The 13,866-nt window shown below is 35.7% G+C and carries 13 protein-coding genes; 3 read left to right on the top strand and 10 right to left on the bottom strand.

The window, feature by feature from the left end:
• Nucleotides 1-19 precede the first annotated feature (19 nt).
• Nucleotides 20-1,198, top strand: coding sequence for an MFS transporter (locus tag DWA31_RS00100; protein WP_114324653.1), 1,179 nt, complete (start codon nucleotides 20-22; stop codon nucleotides 1,196-1,198).
• 32 nt (nucleotides 1,199-1,230) lie between these two features.
• Here the strand turns inward: DWA31_RS00100 and DWA31_RS17650 are convergent, their stop codons facing one another.
• Complete coding sequence (locus DWA31_RS17650) at nucleotides 1,231-1,353, bottom strand: hypothetical protein (RefSeq protein WP_281268608.1); 123 nt, start codon at nucleotides 1,351-1,353, stop codon at nucleotides 1,231-1,233.
• Nucleotides 1,354-1,555: 202 nt separating this feature from the next.
• Nucleotides 1,556-2,230, bottom strand: a complete 675-nt coding sequence (gene tpx, locus DWA31_RS00090; RefSeq protein WP_425451840.1) for a thiol peroxidase — start codon at nucleotides 2,228-2,230, stop codon at nucleotides 1,556-1,558.
• 202 nt (nucleotides 2,231-2,432) lie between these two features.
• Between tpx and DWA31_RS00085 the strand changes: the two genes are divergently transcribed.
• Nucleotides 2,433-3,542: a response regulator gene (locus DWA31_RS00085; RefSeq protein WP_114324652.1), complete on the top strand. Its 1,110-nt coding sequence runs from the start codon at nucleotides 2,433-2,435 to the stop codon at nucleotides 3,540-3,542.
• 66 nt (nucleotides 3,543-3,608) lie between these two features.
• Nucleotides 3,609-4,580 (top strand): sensor domain-containing diguanylate cyclase, encoded by a 972-nt coding sequence (locus DWA31_RS00080; protein WP_114324651.1) that lies wholly within the window; start codon nucleotides 3,609-3,611, stop codon nucleotides 4,578-4,580.
• A 42-nt stretch (nucleotides 4,581-4,622) separates the two neighbouring features.
• On the opposite strand, the gene lnt is transcribed toward DWA31_RS00080, so the two are convergent.
• The 8 genes from lnt to DWA31_RS00040 form a co-directional block, all read right to left on the bottom strand.
• Nucleotides 4,623-6,203, bottom strand: coding sequence for an apolipoprotein N-acyltransferase (gene lnt / locus DWA31_RS00075; RefSeq protein WP_210725509.1), 1,581 nt, complete (start codon nucleotides 6,201-6,203; stop codon nucleotides 4,623-4,625).
• A complete protein-coding gene (locus DWA31_RS00070; protein ID WP_114324650.1) occupies nucleotides 6,196-7,074 on the bottom strand; it encodes a CorC family transporter in 879 nt (292 codons plus the stop codon). The genes lnt and DWA31_RS00070 overlap by 8 nt, the downstream gene beginning before the upstream one ends.
• A 40-nt stretch (nucleotides 7,075-7,114) precedes the next feature.
• Nucleotides 7,115-7,570 carry an rRNA maturation RNase YbeY gene (gene ybeY / locus DWA31_RS00065; RefSeq protein ID WP_114324649.1) on the bottom strand — a complete coding sequence of 152 codons (456 nt, stop codon included), beginning with the start codon at nucleotides 7,568-7,570 and terminating at the stop codon, nucleotides 7,115-7,117.
• A complete protein-coding gene (locus DWA31_RS00060) occupies nucleotides 7,563-8,675 on the bottom strand; it encodes a PhoH family protein (RefSeq protein WP_114324648.1) in 1,113 nt (370 codons plus the stop codon). The genes ybeY and DWA31_RS00060 overlap by 8 nt, the downstream gene beginning before the upstream one ends.
• A 4-nt stretch (nucleotides 8,676-8,679) precedes the next feature.
• Nucleotides 8,680-10,140, bottom strand: coding sequence for a tRNA (N6-isopentenyl adenosine(37)-C2)-methylthiotransferase MiaB (gene miaB, locus DWA31_RS00055; RefSeq protein WP_114324647.1), 1,461 nt, complete (start codon nucleotides 10,138-10,140; stop codon nucleotides 8,680-8,682).
• 97 nt (nucleotides 10,141-10,237) lie between these two features.
• Complete coding sequence (locus DWA31_RS00050) at nucleotides 10,238-13,054, bottom strand: sensor histidine kinase (RefSeq protein ID WP_114324646.1); 2,817 nt, start codon at nucleotides 13,052-13,054, stop codon at nucleotides 10,238-10,240.
• Between the two features lie 55 nt (nucleotides 13,055-13,109).
• Nucleotides 13,110-13,322 carry a hypothetical protein gene (locus DWA31_RS00045; RefSeq protein WP_114324645.1) on the bottom strand — a complete coding sequence of 71 codons (213 nt, stop codon included), beginning with the start codon at nucleotides 13,320-13,322 and terminating at the stop codon, nucleotides 13,110-13,112.
• The gene (locus tag DWA31_RS00040; protein ID WP_114324644.1) at nucleotides 13,323-13,562 is read right to left on the bottom strand and encodes a hypothetical protein; all 240 of its coding nucleotides are present in this window, start codon (nucleotides 13,560-13,562) and stop codon (nucleotides 13,323-13,325) included. It lies immediately after the preceding gene.
• Nucleotides 13,563-13,866 lie beyond the last annotated feature (304 nt).

Raw genomic sequence — 13,866 nt, 5'->3', positions numbered from 1 at the left:
GGGTAAATAGGAATAAAACTTGTCATTATTTACCCGCCTATCTTCCAGTTATTTTTTTTATTTTGCCATTCTTGGCTTAATCTCACCGTATCTTTCAGTTTTTCTTGATAGTAAGGGTTTCACTTCGCTTGAGCTGGGTGAAATTTTTGCCATTCTTACCGCGACCAAAATTATTGCGCCAAGCCTATGGGCTATTTTAGCGGATAAAACGGGGCAGCAATTACTTATCATTCGCCTGGGAGCAGTACTCGCTCTTTTGAGTTTTATGTTGTTATTTTGGTTGGATAATTATTGGGCAATTAGTATTTGTTTAGCATTTTTTAGCCTTTTTTGGACGGCAATATTACCTCAACTTGAAGTATTAACCTTAAATTCAGTGAGGCGCAGCAGTAAAATTTATGCACGTATTCGTTTATGGGGAAGTTTGGGTTTTATTGTTTTAGCTATTTTTGCTGGACAAGTAATGACGTTTTATCAAGAAAAGAGCTTATCAAGTGTTACAAACACTCCATTTACCAATGCTTTTGTCGTTATGGGCTGTGTTGCTTTATTGTTATTGTTGTTTTCAACACTTAGTCTTAAATCTCGTCACGTTCTTAGCACAGCGAAAATACAGGTATTATCAATAAAAGATAAATTACTTGAATCTAGGTTTCTGATCTTTTTTATTGCAGGAATATTATTGCAAATTAGTTTTGGTCCCTTTTATGGCTTTTTTGCTTTATTTTTACGAGATTTAGAGTACCCAGGTTTTGCTGTCGGTTTGTTTATTTCATTAGGTGTTTTGGCTGAAATACTAGTCTTTATCTTTGCGAGTAGTTTTTTTAAACATTTTTCGTTGAAAACCTTATTGATCTTTAGTTTAGCTGTTACTGCCTTACGTTGGCTTTTGGTGGCTTTGTATGGCGAGTCTGCTTGGATGTTAGCATTGACACAGTTAATGCATGCGGCTAGCTTTGCTTTGTTTCATAGCGCTTCAATGATCTTTATCAGTAGTCACTTTAGTGCTTGCCAGCAATCAAGAGGCCAAGCCATTTATCTGGGAGGTGTTTATGGCGTAGGTGGGGCCATTGGAGCATATCTAGCGGGCGCATTATGGCTTGATGGCTTAGGAGCAACCACTGCCTTTTTAACGGCCAGTGTTGTTGCATTGTTGGCGGCATTATTGATGATGTTTTTACCGAAAGAAAATAGGTGAATTTATACCCATGTTACTTCAATATGTCGGATTCAGCTGGAGTTAGAAACGCCTTTAGGCAAGGCTTTGATTGAAGATAATGGTTGTTCCATTGTCGAAATCAATAACGTAGCATAAAGCGTTTCTAAACTAGCCTTACAGGGGCCCCTGATCAAATCATGTTCTTCGTTGCATCTCTTTTTAAGGGAACGACCCTTAATAAAAAGATGCGCCTTGACCATGAATCGTTCAGCGGCCCTGAAACGCACATTTTGAAGTATCATGGGTATATACCCATTATTTCATCACAGTGCCTTGAATTGAAATAACTCAAGCATTCTGAAAAAAGCACCTTGATTGGTAACGGGTATAAATAGGTTACTTAGTAGTCTCGCTAGGTGTTTCACTTGTTATTACTTTGTTTTCAATAACAATTACAGGGGCGATATCTTTAACGGCTGTCAATGCATTCTCGTAATTTGGATGTTGAGATATGTTAGCCACTAATTCTTTATATTTTACTATTCCTTGGCTATCTATAATAAAAATGGCGCGAGTCAATAAGCCCATGTCTTTAATTATTAGACCATAGCTTTCACCAAAGTTACGCCAAACTGAATCGGATAATACTTTTACTAGGTCTACATTCTCAACTTTGCAAAAATGCTTTTGTGCAAAAGGTAAGTCATTACTAATAGTTAATATGGTGATGTTTTTCGGTAACTTGGCTGCTTCTTCATTAAAACGCTTGGTTTGTAGTGAACAAACGCCAGTATCTAAACTTGGTACAACTGAAATGAGTAATGTTTGCTCTTTAAAATCAGATAGATGTACTGGAGTAAAGTTTTTATCTACTACTTTAAAGTTTGGCGCTTCATCACCAATATTTATCTGGGTACCGAGTAAAGTAACGTACTTATCGTTCGCTTTTACTAAATCTTGTGTTTGCGTTAGTGTTGATTGACTAACTGGTTTTGCGTGAGCATTGAACATTAATACATTGGGGGTAAAAAATAATATAAATAAAAGCTTAGTTAGGGTAGATAATTTCATCATTAGTTGGAATAATTAGTTGCAAAGGTTAAGTTTACCGTTTTTCTCATTGGGTTTCTTGATTATTTTTCGATAAAATTAGTGTGAAAGCTTTACCAAATATCCTATTGCTATGTTCAAAAAATAGGTATTAATATTAAAATACATAAACGAGAAGTTTTGATTCCATGCGATTTTTATTTTTCCAAGGTGATGAGCCATTATGCCAACTAAGCTATTAATTTGTGATGACTCTAATATGGCGCGTAAGCAACTAGCGAGTTCATTGCCTGAAGGTTGGGATGTTGAAATTAGTTTTGCTATCAATGGAATTGAAGGAATAAAGGCAATAAAAGCAGGTAAAGGTGATGTACTCTTACTTGACTTAAATATGCCAGAAATGGATGGTTATCAAGTTCTTGAGGCTATTTTAAAACAAGATTTACCCACTTTGACTATTGTGGTTTCTGGAGATATTCAACCCGAAGCGCATAAAAGAGTTACGGGCTTAGGGGCATTGGATTTTATTCAAAAACCGGTGAGTAAAGAAAAATTGACAGAAGTACTACTGTCTTATGGTGTATTCACTAAAGAAGAGCATATCTTGGCTCAACCAGTGATTACTACCAATGTAGATGCTCAAAAACCACTTGTACAAGCAAAAAGTAATATCGTTGTTGTTCCACCTTTAAAGGTGGTGACTGTTGACACATCTGCACCTATTAGTCATGTTGAATTAACTTTGTCTGCTGAATTAAGGGATTGTTATCAAGAGGTTGCTAATGTTGCCATGGGACGGGCAGGGGATTTACTCGCGAGATTGTTGGATGTTTTTGTTAAATTACCGATACCCAATGTTAACTTTATTGAAGTAAGTGAATTGAGCATGGCACTCAAAGCGGTAGAGGCAAGCGAAAGCACTTCAGGCATTTGCCAAGGCTTTATTAGTGCAGGTATTTCTGGTGAAGCGTTATTAATATTGACCGATTCTAGTTTTCAAGATGTAGCTTCACTGATGAATTACCAATATGACGAAGACGATGGTACAGAGTTAGAGTTATTAATGGATTTAGCAAACGTACTTATTGGTGCATGCTTAAAAGGGCTATCGGAACAACTTGATATCGCTTTTAGTCAAGGTCACCCTGTGGTTTTAGGTCAGCATAGAAAAATATCTGAACTAATTGCTAACAATACTAAGTGGAAGAAAACATTGGCAATTGAAATTAGTTATAGCATTGAAAATTATCCAATCAAGTGTGATTTACTTTTGTTGTTTACCGAACAGTCGATGCAAACATTAAATAACAAGTTATCTTATTTACTTGATTAAGTTTTTGTATTTTAACCGCTATGTTTATATCAAAAGAACGTGGATTTAAAGAGAATGGGATTGGCCATGTCGTTACAAACCTCACAATTAAATGAATTACACTGGTTAATGGAGATGCTTCATAACATTGATGTTGGCTTAGTGGTCTTAGATAAAGAATACAAGGTACAGATTTTTAATGGTTTTATGGAAAACCACAGTGGTTTATTGCCTAGAGAAGTGAAAGACAAGTCGTTGTTTAAATTATTTGATGAAATACCCCAAGATTGGTTTGAGCGCAAAGCCGAGTCAGTATTTTTATTAAAAAATAAAGCGTTCACTATTTGGGAGCAACGACCCTATTTATTTAAGTTTAATAGTTACCGTCCTGTTACCGGTAGCTCTGATTTTATGTATCAAAATACTACCTTTATTCCACTGATGTCTTCAACGGGTGAGGTGAGCCATTTATGTTTGCTTGTTTATGACGTAACGGATAATGCAGTACATAAAAAGAGCTTGGGAAAAGCCAATGAAGAATTAGCTATATTAAGCCAAACTGATGGGTTAACAAAGCTGTTCAATCGAAGTCATTGGGAGAGCTGCTTACAAGCTGAGTATAAACGTTGGATCCGTAGTCAACACTCAAGTTCGTTAGTGATACTCGATATTGATCACTTTAAAAAGGTAAATGATACCTATGGTCATGTGGTTGGCGATGAAATTATTCGTCATCTTTCCAATTTAATTCAAAATCATGTAAGGGAAACTGATATTCCTGGTCGTTATGGTAGTGAAGAGTTTGTTGTTTTACTGCCAGATACACCACTAAAAAGTGCGTATGTTTTTGCTGAGCGTTTACGCAAGGCTGTAGAAGCATCGATTACTCAATATAATGATATTGATCTTAAATACACTATTAGTATGGGTATCGCTGAAATTGAGCCGGTGATTAGAAGCCATAAAGCGTGGATTGAATGTGCAGATTCTGCACTTTATCATGCAAAAAAAAGTGGTCGAAATAAAGTGAATATGCATCCGAAATCAGTAAAATCTTAACTCGTAACACTAATATGTATTTGGTACAGCCTCAACGCCAAATTAATGTTCTTTTTTCTCTTGAGTTTGTAAAAAAACATTAAGAATTAACGGTATGATAATCATTAATACTAGAATCAAACGTGGCCATAGGCTATAAAGTGTTACACCTGTTACTAGCTCTACCTCTGTTTTTAATACGCCTTCTTCAAACTGTGGAATACGCGCAATAAAGTTACCGTGATGATCAATAACTGCGGTTATACCATTGTTGGTTGAGCGAAGTAATGGCCGGCCAAACTCTAAAGCACGCATACGAGCTATTTCCATGTGTTGATGTGGCCCGTGTGAATTACCAAACCAAGCATCATTACTCACTGTTAATAACAAACTCGTTTGTTTAGTTAAATTAGCGGCTAATTGATGAGGAAAGGCAATCTCAAAACAAAGTAGCGGTAAAATATGTAAGTTTTTTGCTATCAGGTTATGCTGCATATAATTTCCTCGACTAAAAGAAGACATGGGCAGATTAAACAGTGGTGCTATTGGACGTAATAACTCTTGAAATGGCACGAACTCACCAATGGGTAACAGATGATTTTTTGAATAGCGATTGTTATGGTTATAGTAATAACCTTGCTCATCTTCATCTTGTTTATTTCCTAAAACTATTAAACTATTAAAGTATTCTTTGGTTTCAAAATTATAATTTAAAATACCGGTAATAATGGCACTATTATTTAATAAAGCTGATTGGTTTACTGTGCTCAAATAGTCTTGTACTGCAGGCTCTACTGCAGGAATAGCTGACTCAGGCCATATAATGATATCTGCATCGTAATTTACCCGAGTAAGATCTAAGTATTTAAGCATCGTTGGCCATTCTTGCTCTGGGGCCCATTTTATTGATTGAGCAACATTACCTTGAACTAGGGCAACTTTAGTTGTTTTTCCGGTGACTTGAACCCAATTTACGTTAGCTAAACCATAACTTAATGTAGTAATCATAAAGATAAGCGCGATAGGATAAGTCAGCGTGTTTTTGCTATTTTGCTTTAAGGAATAAACTATTTTTACTAGGCAAACATTAATTAAAATGACTAATGCGGTGATGCCCACTTCGCCTATTAATGGTGCAAACTTAGCTAATGGACTATCTATTTGGCTATATCCTAATGAGAGCCAAGGAAAGCCAGTAAACACAACACTACGTAGGTACTCGCTAATTAGCCAAAAAGGCATTAATAGCCATAAATTAAGCTGCTTTTTATTTGAAAAATAGGCCGTTAAGTAAGCGGCAAGAGCAGGAAATAATGCTAAGTAAAGACAAAGCAATAACATTAAGCCTAAAGAAACGGTAAGCGGTAGGCCACCAAATTGGTCGATGCTAACGTGAACCCAACTGATACCGCTAGCAAACCAACCAAAGGCAAAAATAAACATTAGTTTTGCTGACTTTTTAGGCGGTTGTTTAGCTAAGTGATAGAAAACAATGGCAGGAATAAAAAGGCTTAAATACCACTGTGAAAAAGGGGCGTAAGCAAATACTAAGCTTAAACCCGTGATAAAAGAAAGCCAATTTTTCTTGTTTACTAAGGAGCTCTTTAATGATGATAAAAGTGTTAGAATGCTTACTTTAGTCACTCAGTTTACCGTTGATTTTATGTTTCTTATCGACGGTTACTTGTAGCATTTGCATACGTCTTGTATCTGCTGTAAGCACTTTAAAGTCAAATGGCCCTAGGGTGAGTTGCTCACCTTTTTGTGGCATATGGTTTAAATGTTGTAAAACTATTCCTGCGACGGTATCTGCTGACTTTTCGTTAAATTCACAATTGAAATATTCGTTAAAATCTTCAAGTTCAGTTAACGCTCGGACTAAATACACATTGCTAGCGAGCAATTTTATATCTTCCTCAATATCTTCATCAGTTTCATCTTCAATTTCCCCTACTATTTGTTCAAGAATATCTTCGATAGTGATCACCCCTGAAATACCACCATATTCATCAGCAACTAGTGCCATATGATAACGGTTAGAGCGAAATTCGTTTAATAGTGGCTCTACTTTTTTACTTTCCGGGACAATGATTGCAGGGCGAATAACATCATTTAAACTAAATATTTCTGAAGAGTTACTAAAACCAAAGGCGAGTAAGTCTTTAGCTAATAAAATGCCATCAACATGATCAATATCTTCATTTACGACAGGAAAACGTGAATGACCAGAGTCTAAAATTATCGGTAAAAATTCATCTAAGCTATGATTTCTATCGATGGTTACCATCTGCGAACGAGGTATCATAATGTCGCGAACGCGCATTTCTGATACTTCTAATACCGCTTCAATCATTTGCCTTGTTTCAGGGTTTATTAACTCACGGCTTTGCGCGTCAGTTAATACATCAACTAAATCGTTTTTATTTTTCGGCTCAGGTCTAAATAATTGAATTATTTTATTCAATACTGATTTTTTCTTTGAGCCGTTACTCGAGTGGGGGTTATCATCGCTCATAGAGCTTATTTTGTTCCTATTAAAGTTTGTTTAGCTATTGTTAGCTTTCATAAGGATTATTAATGGATAATTGTGCTAAAATTTTTATTTCTAGCGCTTCCATTTCATCTGCATCAGTATCGTTTATATGATCATATCCTAATAAATGCAAGCATCCATGAATAATCATGTGTGCCCAATGATCAAATAATGTCTTGTTTTGCTCTTTTGCTTCCTGTTCAACAACTTGTACACAAACGACTAAATCGCCTAGTAAATTAAGTTCAATACCATCAGGGACTTCAAAGGGAAAAGACAGTACATTAGTGGGTTTGTCTTTTTGTCGATATTGGCTATTTAACTGTTGGCTTTCTTCAATAGTAACTAACCGAATAGTTAATTCAAACTCTTGATTGGTTACAGCAGTTAAGGCGATGTCTGCCCAACGTTGAAAAAGCTCAATTGATGGTAACTCGGTTGCTTCACAAGCAATTTGTAAATCAATATGATTACTCATTGTTTAAGTATTTTGCTTTTACTTGTTGTTCTTTTTGCTGTTTTTGCCTGTTTTCTTTTTGCTCATAAGATTCATAAGCTTCTACCACCCTTGCTACTACTGGGTGACGTACAACATCTTTAGCTTGAAAGAAGTTAAAACTTATCCCTTGAATATCCTGTAGAACTTCAATTGCTTGGCGTAAGCCCGATTTTTGATGTTTAGGTAAGTCAACTTGTGTTATATCACCAGTAATAACGGCACGTGAATTAAAACCAATACGCGTTAAGAACATTTTCATCTGTTCAACCGTAGTATTTTGGCTTTCGTCTAAAATAATAAAGGCATCATTTAAGGTTCTACCACGCATATACGCCAGTGGTGCAATTTCGATGACATTACGCTCAATTAGCTTCTCTACCCGTTCAAAGCCTAACATTTCAAATAAAGCATCGTAAAGCGGTCTTAAATAGGGGTCAATCTTTTGTGCTAAATCACCGGGTAAAAAACCAAGCTTTTCTCCAGCTTCAACAGCAGGGCGAGTGAGTAATATACGGCGAACTTCTTGTCGCTCTAATGCCTCTACAGCGCAAGCAACCGCAAGGTAGGTTTTACCTGTACCAGCAACGCCCACACCAAAGCTTATATCATTGGTTATAATATTTTGAACATAAGATTGCTGATTACCATTACGTGGTTTTACTATGCCGCGTTTTGTTTTAATAGTAAGCATTTTTTCATAATTAGCGCCTAATTCAGCCGCTTCTTTACTTTGAGCGGGGATATTAACATCTTCTTGTTCTAATACATTCGCTTCGAGTATGGCTAAATGCACCATTTCACTGGTAATTAATTTGTAAATACCCTTTACTGGCGCAGTTTCGATATAAAGATTTTTTAATAAGTGGATAACCGCTTGGCAGTTTTTGTCTTTACCTACTATTTTAAATTGACTACCACGATAACTAATTTCTACACCTAAACGACGTTCAATCGTTTTTAGGTGATCATCCATAGGACCACATAACTCAGCTTGGCGCTCGTTATCAACAGGAGTTAAGTCCAGTTGGTGGTTTGTGGCTGAGTTGATGTTGCTATTTTCTTCAATGCTCAAAGTGTTATCCATATTACTAACTATTAACTGGTGAAGGAGTATAGGTACCGACACCTAAGTCATCAAGATGACTTACTTTAGGTGACTTATGATGGCTATTAGCTAAAATGTCAGCGGGTGAATGAGCAATGCGTAGCCCCATATCACTTTCTTGACGAATCAACTCACCACGTAATGAGTTGGCATACACGTCAGTAATTTTAATATCAACAAATTGACCAATAACCGAATGTGGTGCTACAAAATTGACGGTTCGGTTATTTTCTGTTTTACCACGTAGTTCCATTGGATTTTTCTTTGATGGTCCTTCAACCAAAACACGTTGCTCGGTATTTAACATTTGTCTAGCAATGCGTAAAGCTTGATGAGTAATTTTGTCTTGTAGTAATTTCAAGCGTACTTTCTTGGTGTCATCACTTATATCGTCAGGTAAATCTGCAGCAGGTGTACCTGGACGAGCGCTGTAAATAAAACTAAAGCTTAAATCAAAGTCTATTGCTTCAATTAACTTCATGGTATCCATAAAGTCTTCATCAGTTTCACCGGGGAAACCAATAATAAAATCTGATGACATAGATAGTTCAGGACGTACTTTTTTTAATTTTCGAATCTGAGATTTATATTCAAGTGCAGTATGACCACGCTTCATCTGCGTTAAAATTCGATCACAACCACTTTGTACAGGAAGATGTAGGTGATTTACCAATTCAGGGACATCCTCGTACGCTTCAATAATGTCATCGGTAAACTCAACCGGGTGTGATGTGGTATAGCGAATACGGTCAATACCATCAATGGTGGCGACTAAACGCACTAAATCGGCAAAGCGACAAATGCTTCCATCATGCATTTCACCGCGGTAGGCGTTAACATTTTGGCCCAGTAAATTTACTTCGCGAACATCCTGCTCAGCAAGTTGAGCTATTTCATATAAAACGTCATCAAGTGGTCGGCTTACTTCTTCGCCACGGGTGTAAGGCACCACGCAAAAAGTACAATATTTACTACAGCCTTCCATAATAGAAACAAATGCACTTGGACCATCTGCTTTGGGCTCTGGTAAACGGTCAAATTTTTCAATTTCAGGAAAACTCACATCAACGATTGGACTACTGCTACGTTGTAATTGATTTAACATTTCAGGTAAGCGGTGAAGTGTTTGTGGACCAAAAACCATATCAACAAAAGGTGCTCGTCGGCGGATGGCATCACCTTCTTGTGAGGCAACACAGCCACCAACACCAATAAGTAAATCAGGTTTGTGATCTTTTAATTTTTTCCAACGTCCGAGTTGATGAAAAACTTTTTCTTGGGCTTTTTCACGAATAGAGCAAGTGTTAAGCAGAATTACATCGGCATCTTCTGCTTCTTGCGCTAGTTCAAAACCATGGGTAGAGTCTAATAGTTCTGCCATTTTCTGCGAGTCATACTCGTTCATTTGACAGCCCCAAGTCTTGATATATAGCTTTTTACTCATTTACTTTACTCTTACTTATTCGTATTTATTAACATCGATATTGTTAAACCCAACACTTGCTGAGGCATCGACAAAAGGAGACGTATTTTATATTAAATTAATCGAAATTTCGAGTTGTAAGATTATTATTAATTATGATTGGTAAGCTTAATACTAGTTGACTACCATTACCTTGTTCATTAAACGTATTAATAGAGCCATTATGCTTATTAGCAATTTGTCGAATGTAATACATAGAAAGATCAATGTTGACTATACTATTAAAGTTAATATAACTTTGTCCATCATCACTGATATTTAACCATATTTTAGTCTTAAATTTCTGAATCACAACTTTGAAATTTCGACCACTACCCTTGAGAATTGCATAAGTTATCGCCTCAAAAATAACGCGATAAAGGTCAGCCCGTAGTTTATATTCAAGTTCACTTTCATTTGCATCTAATTGAAAAGATAACTTCGTTTGATATTTTATTTGCAAATACTCGGCTAAAAAAGGAATGGCAACCGTTAACGAATTACCATTTAATGAATTTGGCTCTGGTGATTCTTGCTGTTCATTTAAGTCGTCAACACATTTTTGAAATAAGACTTTGCTTTCATTAATTTTATTTTCAGATAATAAGGCGATGGCAACGGTTAAGTTACGCTTAACTTGCAAACTAGTTTTGCCGTAATTACTAATGTCACCTTGTAAAACATTATGAATATGACGAATAGACTTGCTACGTAAATAAAGTAACCAAGCACTAAGGCACACAATACAAATTAGGATCACTGCGTACACTAATCGTATTTGCTGACTCCAATACCAAGGAAAGGCAACACTAATTTCAGTGTAGGCTTTATTATCGCTCCACTGGCCTAAACTATTTGTTGCCATTATCTCAATGTAATAATTTCCTGAGGCTAAGCCTGTTAATGTTAATTGATTTTCGTTAATTTTATGCCATGTATTGCCATTAAGTGTGTAGCGGAACTGTTTGTTGATCCCTGGACGGTAATCTAAACTTGCTAAGTCTAGCGTGATAACATCATTACCGCTGGTAATATTTATTGCCTGATTTAATAAATAAGACTTTCCTGATACGGTTGTTTTACTAATATACACTTTAGGATGAAAAGGAATTTTAGTTGTTTTTGGTAATTGTAATATCCCCATGCTATTAGCTATGAATAGTGAATTAATATAGGACAAAGGTGTATCAGTGAATGAATATTTTTCAGTATTTGAGATCATTGATATTTGATAGTTTTCAGGATTTATTTCATAAAGAGCTGGTTTGGCAGAAGCGAAGATTTTATTATCAATTAAGGACATATAACTAAAATTTATGCCTTTAGCAAAGTGAGTTAATAGTTGTCCTTGCTGATTGTATACAAAAATGCCATCACCTTTGGTTGCTGCAAAAACTTTACCGTCAGCTTGCAAAAGGGATGTGAACTTTGCACTTATTTGGCTTGTAATGGTGTTATTTGTTTTAGTGTTGTTTCTTATTACGTCAATGCCTGAAGCTGTGGCAAGCCAAATATCACCATTGGCTAAAGGTAAAACATCAATCACTTCACCTGAACTTAAACCTACATCTCTGTTCAGGTGTTGAATTACTTTATCTTTATTTAAATCGTAAATGATAAGACCTTGTCCGTCAGTCGCGATATAAAGTAAGTTTTGTTTATGTCTTAATTTAAGTAAAATCAAATTACTTAAATTAGCGTTTTCGAAAGATAAGTTGATTTTCTTTGTCTGTTGCAATTTTTTATTATAACGCCATAAACCATCAAAGGTAGCGATACATAATGTATTGTCAATGGCTAATAAGTCAGTGATATTCAATGCTTTTTTTGAAAGTTTTTTATTGATGCTATTAACAGCATTAACTTGGTTTTTTTTGAAAGGAGATAGTGTATGAACACCTTTACCGTAACTGCCAATGTAGAGTTGATTATCATAAACTTCAGTTTCTAGTGAACTAAACCGGGTATCAAAAATTGCAAGGTGGTTTATTACGGTATTTTCAGTTAATCGCTGAACGCCTCTATTATTTACTAGCCATAAAACGCCTGAACTATCATGCAGTAAAGCTTCGTATCTTGATTTTTTAACAATTGGAAAAGTATTATGATGCTTTTTTAATGTTTTTAATTCACGTTTTATGATTGTGCCAGACAGATCGACAGTAAAAAAGTGTTGGTTATTATTGCTTATGGCTATCGCTGATATAGGAGAAAGTATTGATTTTTTGGTAATAGTACTCGTATCAGTGAATTTGAATAAATTACTTTCGCTAGCGATTATTACCGTATCATCAGTACCGGTTACGGCTACTATGTTTTCATTAAAATCTTTTATATAGTGTATTTTTTGGTAATTATCAGTGCTGTCTAAATAGAATAATTTTTCTTTATCATTAAAATAGACCCTATTGTCACTAGAGAGCAAGGTGTTATTGGTAATATCTTTCATTATTATCGTGGTTACGCCAGTGGCTATGTCGTAACGATATAAATGTTGAGGAGCCATACTGATGGCATAGTAGCTATTTTTATGGTGTATAGCTTTATAAAACGTATTGGATTGTGCCTCGATTTCAATAGGGGTTGTTGTACCTGTATCAGTGTTAAACAACCACAAGCCTTTAGTTTCTGTTGCTAATATGAGTTGTTCATCTTTTATTGATAAGTTATTTATCCAATTAAATGGGATAGCCCAGCCTTTTTCCTTATTTGAAAAATTAATAATCTGTGTGCCGTCAAATCGATAAAGGCCATTTTGACCAGATAACCAAATAAAATCTTTTTTATCCTGCACAATAGAATAAATATTAGCGAGGCTTTCAAATGAATTTGTTTGTTTAGCAAAAGATGAGACAGAAATTAATACAGAGGATATAAATAAGAAAAAAAGCAGCAAGTTAAGCTGCTTAATATAATTTGCGCGATAAGAGTTAGTTATCTGAAATAAATAACTAAATGATGCTCTCAGGGGCAATATCTGTTTTATGCCTACGCGAACCACAAACGGCAAAAACTTGCGGAGTATCCCCTGTTGTAATTGACTTTTGCACCAGTAAGCAAGTGCGTTTTCGTGGATCATCGTGTTGTTGTTTCTCTGCCCATGCTTTACGCACTTTATCGGCATCTTCCTTTGAATATTTTGATTCAAACGCGGTAGCGATCATTTAAACGCCGAAATCATCCATTACCATAATTGCATTGTTATGGTAGCCACTTGTGGTGTCAAAATCTATATCTACCGTAAGAATATTATTTTCAGGTAATACGAGATCGGCGCGAATATTCGCGATTACTGCTCTGTCTTTGGGTGCTTTTAAGTGCGTTTTGCTTGGCTTTTCTGTCATGTTATATACTATTTTAATATCGTCATGAACGACCAATTCGTCTTTTTTTGTCGCTGTCATAATATTTCCCTTTTACTATGTATACCCATGTTACTTCAATATGTCGGATTCAGCTGGAGTTAGAAACGTCTTTAGGCACAGGTTCATAGTTCCAGACTGAACCTAAGTACCTACATCCATGTACGCAAGGCTTTGATTGAAGATAATGGTTATTCAGGATAATGTGCTCCTGCATTATCTAATAAGATAATTGGACTCCCCCACACCTAAGATGTGGGGTAATATATTTGTTACCACACAAAAAATATTATAAAGAGTCCTTGTTATGAAGAATACTATAATTGGCGTAGATTTAGCAAAAGAA

The organism is Candidatus Colwellia aromaticivorans (genome assembly GCF_003333305.1).
Taxonomy (GTDB): domain Bacteria; phylum Pseudomonadota; class Gammaproteobacteria; order Enterobacterales; family Alteromonadaceae; genus Colwellia; species Colwellia aromaticivorans.
The sequence above is the reverse complement of the archived record's forward strand: the minus strand, read 5'-3'. Positions and strand labels throughout refer to the sequence as shown.